A 13,082-nucleotide genomic window follows, 5' to 3' on the forward strand; every position below is an offset into this window, starting at 1 on the left:
GACTTCAAGGCGCAGCTCACCAACATCAAGGGCGCCGCGCCGAACGCCCTCTACGTTCCCGGCTACTACACCGACGTCGGCCTGATTGCCCGACAGGCGCGCGAGGTGGGCCTCACCGTCCCGCTGCTGGGCGGCGACGGCTGGGACAGCGAGAAGCTCTACGAGATCGGCGGCGCGGCGCTGGAAGGCAGCTTTTTCTCCAATCACTATTCCGTCGACGACCCGAGCCCGCGCATCCAGGAGTTCGTCACCAAGTTCAAGAAGGCCTACGGCGGCCAGGTGCCGGACTCTCTGGCCGCGCAGGCCTACGACGCGGCCGGAATGCTCTTCGACGCGATGAAGCGGGCCAAGGACCTGACCGGCCCTTCCATCCGCGAGGCGCTGGCGCAGACCAAGGACTACAGAGGCGTGACGGGCGACATCACCATGGACGAGAAGCGCAACGCCACCAAGCCCGCGGTGGTGCTCCGGGTCGGCAAGGGCGGCAAGTACGAGTTCTCCGGCCGCATCCAGCCCGAGGGCGTGAAGGAGACCAACCCGGCGGAGGCGCCGCGCGCGACGCCCGACTCGCCGAAGAAGACCGAGGGCAACACGGCGCCCAACGCGGCGCCGGGAACCATTCCGACGCCGACGCAAACGCCTCCGGTCGGCGCCACCACCGGCGCGCAGAGCGCCGCCAACACCGGGCAGCCGCAGGGCGTGCCCGCGGGCGAGCATTCGAAGAAGTAAAGCGTGATCGACTTCCTGCAGCGCCTCGTCGACGGAGTGTCGCTCGGCGCGATCTACGCGTTGATCGCGCTCGGCTACACGATGGTGTACGGCGTGCTGCAGCTGATCAACTTCGCGCACGGCGACGTCTTCATGCTCGGCGCGATGATGGGCTGGTACATGTCGGCGGTGTGGACGGGCGAGTCGCGCAATCCCAGCATCTTCGGGGCGCTCGCGGTGACCCTCTTCGCCATGGTGGCCTGCGGCGCCGTCGGCCTTCTCATCGAGCGGCTCGCTTATCGCCCCCTGCGCGGGTCGCCGCGGCTGAACGCGCTGATCACCGCCATCGGCGTCAGCTTCTTCCTCGAATACGGGGGCCAGTTCCTCTTCGGTCCCAACCCGCGTGCGTTCGGCGTGCTCCCGCACCGGCCCGCCACGGTGGTCGCCGGCATCTCCATCGGCTACGTCGATCTCGTCACCATCGCCACCAGCGTGGTGCTGATGATCGTCCTGCAACGGATCGTGTTCCACTCCCGCATCGGCACCGCCATGCGCGCGGTCTCCTGGAACCCGTCGGTGGCCGCGCTGATGGGCGTGAACATCGACTTGATCATCAGCTTCACCTTCGGGCTGGGGTCGGTACTGGCGGCAGTCGCCGGCGTGCTCTACGCGTCGAAGTACCCGAGCGTCCATCCCTTGATGGGGCTGATGCCGGGCCTCAAGGCTTTCGTCGCCGCGGTGCTGGGCGGCATCGGCAACGTTCCTGGCGCCATGCTGGGAGGTCTGTTGCTCGGCCTCGCCGAGCAGCTCGTCTCCGGGTACACCAGCTCCTCCTGGCGCGACGCGGTCGCTTTCGGAATCCTCATTCTCATCCTGCTGGTGAAGCCCTCCGGCCTCCTCGGCCGCGGAGCCGCGGAGAAGGTCTGATGCCTTTCTTCGGCGGGAGCGCGCTCAGGCGAACGGGAAAGGCGCTGCGCAGCTGGCTGCCGTTCTTCGTCGCCATTCCCTTCCTGGTCCTGATCGAGCAGGAGATCGAGCTCAATCCGGCGCTGCGGCTCGAATACGCGTTCCAGAACATCAACCACATCGGGATCGCCGTCATCCTCGCCGTATCGCTGAATTTGGTGAACGGCCTGACCGGCCAGTTCTCCATCGGGCACGCCGGCTTCATGGCGGTGGGCGGATACGTCAGCGCGGTGCTGCTGATGCGCGGTCCGCAGGAAGATCCCTACCGGATCTTCTTCATCATCTCCGCCCTGGCGGGCGCAACGGCCGCGGCGGTCGCCGGGTGGATCGTCGGAAAACCTTCGCTGCGACTGCGCGGCGACTACCTCGCCATCGTCACCCTCGGGTTCGGCGAGATCATCCGGGTGATCATCGAAAACACTCCCTTCTTCGGCGGCGCCATCGGGCTCTCGCCCATTCCTCATCGCGCCGACTTCGCCTGGATCTGGGCGGTCGCCATCGCCACCATCCTCATCGCCAAGCGGCTCCGCGATTCGACGCACGGGCGCGCCTTTCTCTCGGTGCGCGAGGACGAGGTGGCGGCAGAGGCGATGGGCATCGACACCACCGGCTACAAGGTGCGCGCGTTCGTCATCAGCGCCTTCTTCGCCGGCATCGCTGGAGCGCTCAGTGGGGCGTTCGAAGGGAACCTGGCGCCCCAGAGCTTCACCTTCGTCCGCAGCTTCGAAGTGGTGGCCATGGTCGTGCTCGGCGGCATGGGGTCGATCACCGGCTCCACCATCGCGGCGGCCGTGCTCACCCTGCTGCCCGAGTACCTTCGCGCCGTGGCGAATCTGCGGATGGTCATCTACTCGATCGCGCTGATCGCCCTGATGCTGCTGCGGCCGCGCGGCCTGCTCGGAACGCGCGAGATCTGGGACTGGTGGCGCAAGCGCCGGGCGCCGCGCCCTGGCGGAAGCCGCGAGGCGAGCGAGGCGCTCATCGACGTCCGCAACGCCACGATTCGCTTCGGCGGCCTGACGGCCGTGAGCGACTTTTCGCTGGAGGTGAAGCCGCGCGAGCTGGTGGCCCTGATCGGGCCGAACGGGGCCGGCAAGACGACGGTGTTCAACCTGCTCACCGGCGTCTACCCGCCGAGCGCGGGCAGCATCAAGGTGATCGGCCGCGACACCCGCGGCCTCGCCCCGCACGACATCGCGCACCTCGGCTGCGCCCGCACCTTCCAGAACATCCGGCTGTTCCGGGAGCTGACCGCCTTCGACAACGTCCGCATCGCCTGCCACCACCTGACCCGCGAGACGATGGCCGCCGCCGTCCGGCAGGGGGCGCTCTCGGAACAGGAGGAGAAGTGGATCGCGGAGCGCGCCGCGGAGCTGCTCGAGATCATGGGGCTGTCCCACCGCCGCGACGAGGTGGCGAAGAACCTTCCCTACGGCGAGCAGCGGAGGCTGGAGATCGCCCGCGCCCTCGCCACCGGGCCGCAGGTATTGCTCCTCGACGAACCCGCCGCGGGGACGAACACGCGGGAGAAGGCGGATTTGATGGCGCTGATCCGTTCGATCCGCGACCGCTTCGGAGTCGCCATCGTGCTCATCGAGCACGACATGAAGCTGGTGATGGGCGTCTCCGAGCGGATCCTGGTACTCGACCATGGCGTGACCATTGCCCAGGGCCTGCCGCGCGAGATCCAGAGCAACCCGAAGGTGATCGAGGCCTATCTCGGCGAGAAGTACGCGAAGGAGCACGCGGCGCAGATCGCGGCGGCCGGAGGCGGTAGTTAGATGGGCGAGACGCTGCTCGAGCTGCACGACCTCGACGTCCATTACGGCGCGATCCACGCGCTGCGCGGCATCTCCTTTCGCGTCGGACAGGGCGAGATCGTCACGCTGATCGGCGCCAACGGGGCCGGCAAGACCACGACGCTGCGGGCGGTGAGCGGAATGCTGCGCCCGAGCGGCGGCCAGATCCGCTACGACGGAACCGCGATCGCCGGCTTCAAGCCGCACCGGCTGGTCGCGCGCGGTCTCTGCCACGCGCCGGAAGGGCGCGGCATCTTTCCCAATCTGACCGTGACCGAGAACCTCAGCCTTGGTGCGTTCCTGCGGCGCGACGCGCAGGGGATCGCGCAGGACAAGGAGAAGGGTTTCGCCCTCTTCCCTATCCTCAGGGAACGCGCCTCGCAGATGGCGGGGACGCTGTCCGGCGGCGAGCAGCAGATGCTCGCCATCGCCCGCGCCCTCATGTCCCGTCCCCGGCTGCTGCTGCTCGACGAGCCGTCGCTGGGCCTCGCGCCCACCGTCGTGGAGACCATCTTCAGCATCATCCAGGAGATCAACAAGCAGGGCGTGACCATCCTCCTGGTCGAGCAGAACGCGCACCTGGCGTTGGGAATCGCAAACCACGGCTACGTCCTGGAGACGGGGACGGTGGTACAGAAGGGCACCGGAGCCGAGCTGCTGCGGTCGCCGGAGATCAGAAAGGCCTATCTGGGAGAATGACCGCCATGTGGCCGGTGACGATGGAGGATGTGCGAAGCGCGAGGGAGAGGATCCGCGACCGGCTCCCCCCGACGCCGCTGCGCCGGTATGCCCCGCTCGATGAAGCCGTCGGATACGGCATCCGCGTCTACGTCAAGCACGAGAACCACCAGCCGACGCAGGCGTTCAAGGCGCGCAACGCGCTGTCTGCCCTGACGACGCTCTCGTCGGAGGAGAAGAAGCGCGGCGTCGTGGGCGCGTCGCGCGGCAATCACGGGCAGGCGCTCGCGTGGGCAGGACAGCTTCTCGGCATTCCCGTCGTCATCTGCGTGCCGCGGGGGAACAACCCGGAGAAGAACGAGGCCATGCGCGGGTTCGGCGCGGAGGTGATCGAGGAAGGCGACGACTACGACGTCGCGGTGCAGGTCGCGGACAAGCTCGTGCGGGATCGGGGAATGACGCTCGTGCACTCGACGAACCACCCGCAGGTCATCGCGGGCGCCGCCACGATGGCGCTGGAGATGCTCGAGCAGGAGCCCGGCCTGGAAGCGATGGTCCTCGCGGTTGGCGGCGGGTCGCAGGCGGTCGGAGCGATGACGGTCGCGCGCGCCCTGCGCCCTTCGCTCACCGTCTTCGGCGTCCAGGCGGCGCGCGCCGCCGCCATTCACGACTCCTGGCACCAGCGAAAGCCGCTGACCGGCTATACCGCGAACACGTTTGCCGACGGTCTCGCGACCCGCAACGTCTACGAGCACACCTTCAGCGCGCTGCGCGAAGGGCTGGCGGGATTCGTCAAGGTCGGTGAGGCGGACTTGGCCGACGCCGTCCGCCTGCTGCTGCGCACCACCCACAACCTCGCCGAAGGGGCAGGCGCGGCGGGGCTTGCCGGCCTGCTCGCAATGCGCGAATCTCTCGCGGGGAAAGCGGTCGGAATCTCGATTTCCGGAGGAAATCTCGACCTCGAGACGTTACGACGGGTGGTCTCCCGCGAAATCTGAAAGATGCGCCAGTCGTAATATCCGGGGCCGCGGTGCGTAACCGCGACATGGAGATGAGCCTGCTTCCCCAAATGCCACCTCTTCCCGTCTCGACGCGGCCCCAGCGGGGCTTCGTCCGCTGGGCGCTCCGGCGCGTCCGGGGATATTCAGAGGGCATCCAGGCTCCCCCCGTGGGGAGCACCGAACAGGCGCTCTACGGCTTCGCGCAACCGATCCTCGGCGTGCGGGTGCTGCTTTCCGACGGCGAATTGCTCAAGGAGGCGCTTTACCCCGCCGGCCTGCTCGCCGCCGCCTGCGCGCTCTACGCCACCTTCGGGAACGACGGCGTCGGTTGGGTGAGCTGGTTCAAGTGCTTCTACAAGGCGTTCGCCGCGCTGGCCCCCCTGCCCTCGTTCTTCTTCGCCAATCACTATGCCCGGCTCGCCGCCATGATCCGCTGGCGGATGGGATTCGGTGCCTGCGGTCCGCGCGAGATGCCCTGGGGGATGCTGGCAGGTCGCATGATCCGCCAGGCGCTGATCGTCGTCATCGGCGTGGCTCCCCTGCTCGTGGTGGCGAAGCTGTTGCCGGCGATCGGGGACTACATCTCCGCTGCCGTTCTGGCGATCTGGAGCTTGCACTGGGTGGTCGCCGACGCGTTCGACGACGCGCAGGTCTGCCTTCCCGGCGAGTCGGTGAAGCAGTCGCTCCAGCGCGACCGCGAAGCCCAGGAGCCGTGGTTCGTCCGCCTCCTGAAGCGCGCCGCGGCGCACCTGCCGGGGATCCTCGGCGGGCCGATCCGCCTCTTCGCGCGGCTCTGCGACAAGCTGGCGCTGGACTCGCGCGGCGAGATCGCGCTGATGGAATCGAACCGGGCCGTATCGGTCGGATTCGGGCTCTCGACCGCGGTGGTCCTCGCGACCCCCGTGCTGAACCTGCTCTTCCGGCCGATCATCATCGCCGGGTCATCGCATCTGCTAGGCCAGATCGAGAAGGACGAGGTCCAGCTCCAGCTGCCCCAGCCGCGTCCGGCGATAGCGCCTAATGGAGCTGGAACTCGGATTTCAGCTCACGCGCGGTAAGCAGCTGCAAAGCGGTCTTCGCCGGCAGGTCCTCGTACAGGATGCGATAGACGGCATCGTGCAGCGGCATGTCGACGCCGAGCTTGCGGGACAGATCGTGGACGCTCTTCGCCGTCCGGACGCCTTCCGCGACCTGCGTCATCCCGGCGAGCACGTCCGTCAGCTTCTGCCCGCGACCCAGCGCGAGCCCGACGGTGCGGTTGCGCGACAGCTCGCCGGTGCAGGTCAGAACCAGATCGCCCATCCCGGCGAGGCCGCTCAGCGTGATGGGATTGGCGCCCTTCCTCACCGCCAGCCGTACGAGCTCCGCCAGCCCGCGGGTCATGATCGCCGCGCGCGTGTTGTTGCCGAACCCCATCCCGTCGGAGATTCCCGCAGCGATGGCGCAGACGTTCTTCAGCGAGCCCCCCAGCTCCACTCCGACCACGTCGTTCGAGGTGTAGACGCGGAAGTAGTCGTTCGAGAACCAGCGCTGCACCTTCTGGGCGATCTTCTCCCAAGGCGAGGCGACGACCACTGCCGTCGGCATCTTCAGCATGGTCTCCTTGGCGAACGACGGCCCGGAGAGGCAGACGAGGTATGGATGCATCTCCGGGGGGAGGACGTCCTCGAGGACCTCGTGCATCGTCAGCAGAGTGTCGTTTTCGATCCCCTTGGTGGCCGTGACGATCGGAGTCGCCTTCGGCAAGGACGGCAATGCCTGCCGCATCACGGGGCGGGTGACGTGTGACGGGTTGACGGCGAGCACCAGCTCGGCGCCTGCCAGCGACCGGGGAAGATCGTGCATCGCCGTGACCGACTGCGGGAGCTGGACGCCAGGCATGTACTTGGGATTTTCGCGACGGGCGGCGATCGCTTCCGCGACGTCCTGTTCGAACGACCAGATGACGACCTCGTGGCCGTTGTTGCCGAGGACGGAGGCGAGCGCCGTTCCCCAGCTTCCCCCGCCGATGACCGTTGCGCGCATCAGGTCCGCAGCCTAGCGCAGACGATGGCCGCGAGGGAGAGCCCCGCCGCCACGATGTAGGGCGCGCCGGGCGCGACCTGCTGGAAGAGAGCGCCACCCATCGCTGGCCCAAGCACGCGCGCGAGGCTGGCCGCGGATTGCGACACGCCGAGCGCGCCGCCCTGCGTGTCTGGGGGGGCGTTTCGCGAGATGAGGCTCGCCACCGAAGGCTGCGAGAGTCCGTGTCCGCACGCCAGTCCGAACGCGCAGGCGTAGATGCCCGACCACGACGCCGCGAGCGGCAGCATCGCCAACGCCAGCGCCGTGAGCGCGATTCCCGCGATGAGCAGGCGGCGTTCGCCGAAAGCGGTGGCCAGCCGGCCGACCAGTCCTCCCTGGAGCGCCACCTGGATGACCCCGATGAAGCCGAAGAGGTACCCGACGCGGCGGACGAGCTGCGCGTGGTCGCGCGCGCCGATGCGGCGCTCGATGAACAGCGTCAGCGTCGCTTCCATCATCGTGAAGCCGAGCATGAAGAGGAAGTACACGAGCACCAGCAGGCGCAGCCGCCGATCACCAAGGCCGCGGGAGAGCAGCGCGATGCGGGAGAGCCTCGCACCCGTGTTCGTTCCCCGGCGCTCGCGCGAAAGCGACTCCGGGAGGAAGAACGCCGCCGCGGCCAGGTTCAGGGCCGCGAGCGCCGCGGAAGCGAGGCAGGGGAGCGCGTAGGGATTCTTCTCGAAAAGCGGCAGACGGATCACGGTGGAGAGATTCGAGAGCACCCCGCCGAGCGCTGGTCCGAGGATGAACCCGAGCCCGATGGCGGCGCCGAGAAGCCCCATTCCGCGCGCGCGATCCTGCGGCGCGGTGACGTCGGCGACCGCCGCCTGCGCGGTGGGGATGGTGGCGCCGAAAATGCCCATCAGCACGCGTCCGACGAAGAGGAGCCCAAGCGTTCCGGCGAGCCCGAACAGCGTGTATCCCGCCACCGATCCGAGAAGGCCGAGGAGCAGAATGGGACGCCGGCCGACCCGATCCGAGACCCTCCCCCAGACCGGGGCGAAGACGAATTGCGCCAGCGAGTAGCTGGACATGAGCAAGCCGACGACCGCGGCCCGCGCCCCGAAGGACTCCACGTAATACGCGAGGAAAGGAATGATGATCCCGAACCCGACCAGATCGATGAAGACGGTGACGAACAGGACCGGGAGCACGCCCCGGGGACCCTAGCATGTCGCATGCATGTCGGACCCCAGAGGCAGGATGGAACGATGACCAGGATCGCGATCCAGCACGTGTGCAGGCAGTGCGGCTTTCGCACGGCGAAGTGGTTCGGCAAGTGCGGAGGCTGCGGCGCGTTCGGCTCGGTGGAGGAGCAGTCGGCTCGCGCCGGCGGACGCGGGCTCTCGCCCGTGCTGCCCATCGACCAGGTCCCGCTCTCTCCGGGGCGCCGGGAGAGGACGGGCATCGGCGAACTGGACCGCGCGCTCGGAGGGGGGCTGGTTCCCGGCGCGGTGGTGTTGCTCGCCGGCGATCCCGGGATCGGAAAGAGCACGCTGCTCCTCTCCGCGCTGGATCGGCTCTCGGGTCCAAAGCGGCCCGTGCTGTACGTCAGCGGAGAGGAGTCGCTGCAGCAGATCCGGCTGCGCGGCGAGCGCCTCGGGACGCTCTCGCCGGCGCTCCATCTCGTGGCCGAGACCGATGCAAGCATGGCCCTCGATCACGCGCGCAAGCTCCGACCGTGCGTGCTCGCGGTGGATTCGATCCAGACGCTCGCCCTCTCCGGGCTGGAGAGTGCGGCCGGCTCCGTGACGCAGGTGCGCGAAGTGGGCCACCGGCTCGCTGCGTTCGCAAAGGAGACCGGCATCCCGGTGATCCTGGTCGGCCACGTCACCAAGGAAGGTTCCATCGCCGGGCCGCGCGTCCTCGAGCATCTGGTGGACACCGTGCTGTTTTTCGAGGGCGATCGCAGCCACGCCTACCGGATCCTGCGCGCGCACAAGAATCGATTCGGGTCCACGAACGAGATCGGCGTCTTCGAGATGAAGTCGGAGGGGCTCGTCGAGGTGCCGAATCCTTCGGCGTTGTTCCTCGCCGAGCGACCCACCGACGCGTCGGGCAGCGCGGTGGTGGCGGTCATGAACGGCTCGCGGCCGCTGCTCGTCGAGGTGCAGGCGCTGGTTGCTCGCTCGTCGTCGGGCGGCAATCCGCGGCGAACGGCCATCGGCGTCGATTTTGGCCGCGTCGCGGTGCTCACCGCCGTTCTCGAGCGGAAGCAGGGCTACATGCTCGCAGACAAGGACGTCTACGTGAGCGTCGCCGGCGGCGCGGAGGTGCCGGAACCCGCCGGCGATCTGGCAGTCGCGGCGGCGCTCGTGTCGTCGTTGCGGGACCGTCCGCTGCCGCCCGGAACGCTGGTGCTCGGGGAAGTCGGTCTTGCCGGCGAGGTGCGCGCCGTCAGCCAGATCGACCCGCGATTGGCGGAGGCGGCACAACTCGGCTTTTCCCGGTGCGTGCTGCCGAAGGGCAATCGGGCGCGGGTTTGCAAAGGTGGTCTGGAGCTCTGCGAGGTGGCCAATGTAGGAGCAGCGATGGATGCGCTCTTCGCTTAGGATGGCTCGGTGGCCGACGATCAGGAAGAGCGGCGCCGCCATCAACGGGCGCCCGTCGACCTCCAGGTCAGCCTCGAATTTGCCTCCGTCCAGCAGTTCCTCTCCGCTTGCGCCGGCGACATCAGCGAGAGCGGCATGTTCATCCGGATGGAGGGCCCACCGCACCGGGTCGGCGAGGCCCTGACTCTGCGATTCGACGCGGGCAAGGAGCGCATCGTCCACGGCACCGCGCGCGTCGTGCGCGTTGAGCCGGCGGGAATCGCGGTGGAGTTCGTCGAGCTGGACGACACGTCACGCAAGCTCGTGCAGATGATCGTCCGCATCAAGGTCGCGGCGGGATGACGATTTTGATGTCGGCAGTGAGGTCGGCGGCGTCGGATCGCTCGGTGCAGGACGCTGCGAGAACTACGCCTTCGAGACTGCCGACTTCCAGCGTGCCAGCATCGCGTCCCGCTGCTCCGCCTTCATTTTCGGCTTGAACTGCTTCCCGGGCCGCCACGCGTTGCGCAGCTCCTTGAGCCCCGCCCACATGCCCGTGCCCAGGCCGGCGAGGAACGCCGCCCCGAGAGCGGTTGCAGCAAGTCCGCCTGGAACTGCATCAGCAGATCGTTGGCGGAGGCGCCTCCGTCGACGCGAAACATCGGCACCGGCTTGCCGATGTCCTGGGCCATCGCCTGCGCCAGATCGTGGATCTCGAACGCCACTCCCTCGAGCGCCGCCCGAGCCAGATGCGCCGCCGTCACGCCGCGGTGGATTCCCGAGATGAGCCCGCGCGCTTCCTGCCTCCAGTGCGGCGCGCCCAGGCCGGCCAATGCGGGAACGAACACGACGCCGGCCGAATCCGGGACCGACGCCGCGAGCTTCTCGACATCCGCGGACTTCTCGATGAGGCCGAGCCCGTCGCGCAACCACTGGACGACGGCGCCGGCGATGAATGCGCTTCCCTCCAAGGCATACGCAACCTCGCTGCCCACCTGCCAGGCGACGGTCCCCAACAGACCATGCCGGGAAGTGACCTTGTTCGGTCCGGCATTCATCAAGAGGAACGCGCCGGTCCCGTACGTGCACTTCGCCTCGCCCTCTTCGAAGCAGGCCTGGCCGACCAGCGCGCTCTGCTGATCTCCCGCGATGCCGGCGATGGGAACTCCGTCGGGCAAACCCTTCACGCCCTTGGTCGTGCCGAAGACGCCCGCGGAAGGCTTGATCGCCGGCAACACGGCGCGCGGCACACCGAAGAGGGCGAGCAGCTCGTTGTCCCAGGCGCGCGTTCCCAGATCCATGAAGAGGGTGCGCGAGGCGTTGGTCACGTCGGTCGCGTGCACCGCGCCCCCGGTCAGCTTCCAGAGCAGCGCCGAATCGATGGTGCCGAAACAGATGTCGCCGTTCTCCGCCCGCGCCTGCGCGCCGGACACGTGGTCGAGCAGCCAGCGGACCTTGGTGCCGCTGAAGTAGGCGTCGAGCACCAATCCCGTCTTCTCGCGGATCCAGGGCTCCTTTCCTTTCGCCTTCAGCTCGTTGCACAGATCCGCGGTGCGCCGGTCCTGCCAGACGATCGCGTTGTGGATGGGCCGTCCCGAATGCCGATCCCAGAGCAGCGTCGTCTCGCGTTGGTTGGTGATCCCGATGGCCTGCAGCTCGGCGGGCTTGATCGAGGCCTGCCGCATCGCCGCTGCGATGGCCTTCAGCGTCGCCGTCCAGATGTCGTCGAGGTCATGCTCCACCCAGCCCGGCTTGGGGAAGATCTGCCGGAACTCGACGTTGGCCTTGGCTTTCACCGAGAGGCGCTGGTCGAGCACCAGCGCGGTGCTGCCGGTGGTGCCCTGATCGATCGCGAGGACGTACCTGGCCATCAGGCGGCTCCCTGGAAGAACGACACGATACTGCTGCAGACTTCGGCGGACTCCACGTCGAGCGGCAGGACGTGCCCGCTCCGCTGCAGCATCCGCAGCTCGACCCGGGGCGAGGAGAGCATCCCCTGCAGGCGCTGCGCGCCCGACGGAGAGAGGGTCCGGTCCAGGGCGCCCTGGAGGATGAGCGCGGGCGCGCGGACGCGGGAAGCGAGCTGCCTCGCCTCCTGCGAAAGCGCGCGCAGCTCCGCCCCCCAGCGCATGGGGATTGCGTCGTACGAGCCGGCGACTTTCTCGCGATCGTCCGGCTGACCGCGGATGTCGCGGGCGCCCTTTCCCAACAGGACGCGGAGCGCAGGCAGGCGGCCGATGACGTTGGCGAACAGCCACGTCCCTCGCGCGAACTCGATCGCCGGCGCCAGCAGCGCAATCGCGGAAAAGTCCGGCAGCCCCTTGTCCGCCCAGGACCGCGCCGCGAGGTGGATCACCAGCAGGCTTCCCATCGAGAGACCGCAGAGAAAGATCCGCCGCGCGCCGCACAGCGAGAGCAGCGCGGACTCCGCCGCGCGGATGACATCTCCGCGCGTGACGCCGTAGAGGTCCACTGGAGTCGTGCCGTGCCCCGGAAGAACCGGGCCGACGGCGCGAAATCCCGCCCCTGCCAGCGCCTCGCCGACGGGGCGCATCTCCGCGGGCGATCCCGTCAGGCCATGCAGGAGCAGGCACGCGTCGGGTCCATCGCCCAGCGCGAACGGGTCCGCGGGTCGGGCCATGCGACGCGCGGCGTACCAGCTTCGCCCGACGGCCGCAATCGCTTGCGCCGCAGATGCCCAAGTGCGAGAAGGCGCCCATGTCCGCCGACCATCCCGCCGCTCCGCCGCCGGTGCAGATCCAGCTCCAGATCGACGAGCAGACCGCGCACGGCATGTATGTCAACATGGCGATGCTGAACCACAACGAGACGGAGTTCGTCATCGACTTCATCTACGTGCAGCCGCAGGCGCCGAAGGCGGTGGTGCGCGCGCGCGTGATCAACAGCCCAAAGCACATGAAGCGCTTCCTCCTCGCGCTGCAGGAGAACGTGGCCAAGTACGAAGCGCAGTTCGGCAAGATCGATGCTTCCGGACCGGCGCCCCACCTGCTCCCGGTGCACTAGGGAGCGACTCGAAGATCACCGCGGAGGTCGCGGAGTTTGGGGGGCGCGAAGGAGACATCGTTCTTCGCGCTCTCCGCGCCTCCGCGGTCATCAGTTGGCCCGAATGGAGGCTGGTCGCAGGGTCGTGTCGCCTTCCACGACGAGTTGCGCCCGGAGCTTCTGCACCACGCCCTTCATGCCTTTCATGCGCGCCAGCTCCTCGATGCTCGAGAAGGGCCGCTTGTTCCGCCGCTCCACGATGGCATGCGCGCGGCCGCGGCCGATGCCGGGCAAGAGGCGCAGCTCGGCTTCGCTGGCGCGGTTCACGTTCA

The 13,082-nt window shown here is 68.4% G+C and carries 12 protein-coding genes and 2 pseudogenes (1 of these 14 cut by a window edge); 9 read left to right on the forward strand and 5 right to left on the reverse strand.

Translation table 11 applies throughout. The features are described from left to right. The 6 genes and pseudogenes from E6J58_14335 to E6J58_14360 all read left to right on the forward strand — a co-directional run. A pseudogene (locus E6J58_14335) lies at positions 1-483 on the forward strand (ABC transporter substrate-binding protein); it begins 496 nt to the left of the window's first position. 249 nt (positions 484-732) lie between these two features. Beyond that, positions 733-1,635 (forward strand): branched-chain amino acid ABC transporter permease, encoded by a 903-nt coding sequence (locus E6J58_14340; GenBank protein ID TMB36379.1) that lies wholly within the window; start codon positions 733-735, stop codon positions 1,633-1,635. Beyond that, a complete protein-coding gene (locus E6J58_14345; GenBank protein TMB36380.1) occupies positions 1,635-3,455 on the forward strand; it encodes a branched-chain amino acid ABC transporter ATP-binding protein/permease in 1,821 nt (606 codons plus the stop codon). The genes E6J58_14340 and E6J58_14345 overlap by 1 nt, the downstream gene beginning before the upstream one ends. Further along, complete coding sequence (locus E6J58_14350) at positions 3,456-4,172, forward strand: ABC transporter ATP-binding protein (protein TMB36381.1); 717 nt, start codon at positions 3,456-3,458, stop codon at positions 4,170-4,172. Between the two features lie 5 nt (positions 4,173-4,177). Continuing rightward, positions 4,178-5,149 (forward strand): threonine/serine dehydratase, encoded by a 972-nt coding sequence (locus tag E6J58_14355; protein TMB36396.1) that lies wholly within the window; start codon positions 4,178-4,180, stop codon positions 5,147-5,149. A gap of 71 nt (positions 5,150-5,220) precedes the next feature. After that, entirely contained in the window at positions 5,221-6,210 is a 990-nt protein-coding gene (locus E6J58_14360) for a hypothetical protein (GenBank protein TMB36382.1), read from the forward strand. Here E6J58_14360 and E6J58_14365 read toward each other — a convergent pair. Beyond that, positions 6,170-7,177, reverse strand: a complete 1,008-nt coding sequence (locus E6J58_14365) for an NAD(P)-dependent glycerol-3-phosphate dehydrogenase (GenBank protein TMB36383.1) — start codon at positions 7,175-7,177, stop codon at positions 6,170-6,172. The two genes, E6J58_14360 and E6J58_14365, sit on opposite strands and share 41 nt — an antisense overlap. Next, positions 7,177-8,370, reverse strand: a complete 1,194-nt coding sequence (locus tag E6J58_14370; GenBank protein ID TMB36384.1) for an MFS transporter — start codon at positions 8,368-8,370, stop codon at positions 7,177-7,179. The genes E6J58_14365 and E6J58_14370 overlap by 1 nt, the downstream gene beginning before the upstream one ends. 57 nt (positions 8,371-8,427) lie before the next feature. On the opposite strand from E6J58_14370, the gene radA reads away from it, so the two are divergent. Both radA and E6J58_14380 read left to right on the forward strand, forming a co-directional pair. After that, entirely contained in the window at positions 8,428-9,768 is a 1,341-nt protein-coding gene (radA, locus tag E6J58_14375; protein TMB36385.1) for a DNA repair protein RadA, read from the forward strand. A gap of 9 nt (positions 9,769-9,777) precedes the next feature. Next, positions 9,778-10,110, forward strand: coding sequence for a hypothetical protein (locus E6J58_14380; protein ID TMB36386.1), 333 nt, complete (start codon positions 9,778-9,780; stop codon positions 10,108-10,110). 63 nt (positions 10,111-10,173) lie between these two features. Here E6J58_14380 and glpK read toward each other — a convergent pair. After that, positions 10,174-11,618: pseudogene (glpK, locus tag E6J58_14385) on the reverse strand (glycerol kinase GlpK). Beyond that, complete coding sequence (locus E6J58_14390; GenBank protein ID TMB36387.1) at positions 11,618-12,388, reverse strand: alpha/beta fold hydrolase; 771 nt, start codon at positions 12,386-12,388, stop codon at positions 11,618-11,620. Before E6J58_14390 ends, glpK begins: the two are co-directional and overlap by 1 nt. Positions 12,389-12,465: 77 nt before the next feature. On the opposite strand from E6J58_14390, the gene E6J58_14395 reads away from it, so the two are divergent. Beyond that, positions 12,466-12,771, forward strand: a complete 306-nt coding sequence (locus E6J58_14395) for a DUF3467 domain-containing protein (protein ID TMB36388.1) — start codon at positions 12,466-12,468, stop codon at positions 12,769-12,771. A 90-nt stretch (positions 12,772-12,861) separates the two neighbouring features. Here the strand turns inward: E6J58_14395 and E6J58_14400 are convergent, their stop codons facing one another. After that, positions 12,862-13,077 (reverse strand): DUF655 domain-containing protein, encoded by a 216-nt coding sequence (locus E6J58_14400; GenBank protein ID TMB36389.1) that lies wholly within the window; start codon positions 13,075-13,077, stop codon positions 12,862-12,864. Positions 13,078-13,082 lie beyond the last annotated feature (5 nt).

Source organism: Deltaproteobacteria bacterium, assembly GCA_005879535.1.
GTDB lineage: Bacteria > Myxococcota > Myxococcia > Myxococcales > 40CM-4-68-19 > 40CM-4-68-19.